This is a genomic window from Pseudarthrobacter linnaei, assembly GCF_055412825.1.
In genome coordinates this window covers 1-1,211 of record NZ_JBVAYX010000070.1, presented here as the reverse complement: position 1 = coordinate 1,211, position 1,211 = coordinate 1, and the positions used below count along the sequence as shown (strand labels likewise).

The 1,211-nt window shown below is 65.6% G+C and carries 1 protein-coding gene; it reads left to right on the top strand.

The window, feature by feature from the left end:
* Nucleotides 1-1,211: LGFP repeat-containing protein (locus tag ACZYZ3_RS20505; protein WP_463965603.1), on the top strand; the 1,211-nt coding region annotated here is incomplete at both ends.

Sequence of the window (1,211 nt, the reverse complement as noted above, 5' to 3'; positions counted from 1 at the left end):
GTGGTCATGTGGTCCCCGGCGACCGGCGCGCAGCCGAGCCTGATCGGACCGATCCGTGAGGCCTGGGCCCGGAGCGGGTACGAAAACGGCACGATGGGCTACCCGACGTCCGGGATCATCTGCGGACTGAAGGACAACGGCTGCTTCCAGAATTACCAGGGCGGTGCGATCATGTGGTCCCCCGCCTCCGGCGCCGCGCTCAGCACGTTCGGTGGAATCCGGGACCTCTGGCAACAGGAAAAGTTTGAAAACGGCCCGCTGGGGTACCCCACAGCCAACGCCGTCTGCGGCCTCAAGGGAGGCGGCTGCTTCCAGAACTACCAAGGCGGCACCGTGATGTGGTCCCCCGCCTCCGGCGCCCAAACAATCATCCCCGGCCCGGTGCAGCAGGTCTGGCAGCGCAGCGGATACGAAGGCGGAACGCTCGGCTATCCCACCGGCAAACAACAATGCAATTCAACATCAACCCAGTGCAGCCAGGCATTCCAGGGCGGCACGGCCGCCTGGTCCAGCGCCGACGGCGGCTGGGCCATCCCGGGAGCCGCGGCAGCCACCTGGCGGCCCGCAGAAGTCGGCTACCCCGTCAGCGCCCAGGTCTGCGGACTTAGGGGCGGCGGGTGCTTCCAAAACTTCCAAAAGGGCGTCATCATGTACTCCCCCGCCGCGGGAGCCTTCGCCCTGTCAGGCGAAACGCTCCGCACCTGGCAACGAACAGGCTTCGAAAACGGAAGCCTCGGCTACCCGACCTCCGCCCTAACCTGCGGACTCAAGGACGACGGCTGCTTCCAGAACTTCGAACACGCCAGCGTCCTGTCCTCCCCCGCCACAGGCACCCGCCCCGTCTACCTCGGCCCGTTCCTGAGCACCTGGGCCGGATCAGGATTCGAAGGCGGATCCCTGGGATACCCCACCTCCGACCAGTTCTGCGGTCTCCGCAACGGCGGATGCTTCCAGAACTTCCAAAAGGGCTCCATTATGTTCTCCCCCACCACCGGAGCCCACCCCATCACCTCCGCCCCCATCCGCAGCGCCTGGGCCAAATCCGGCTACGAAAACGGCACCCTCGGATACCCCACCAACAAAATCATCTGCGGACTCAAAAACGGCGGATGCTTCCAGAACTTCGAGAAGGGCTCCATCATGTGGTCCCCCCTCTCCGGCGCCGCCCCCATGACCCTCGGCCCGATCCAAACAGCCTGGGGACAACAAGG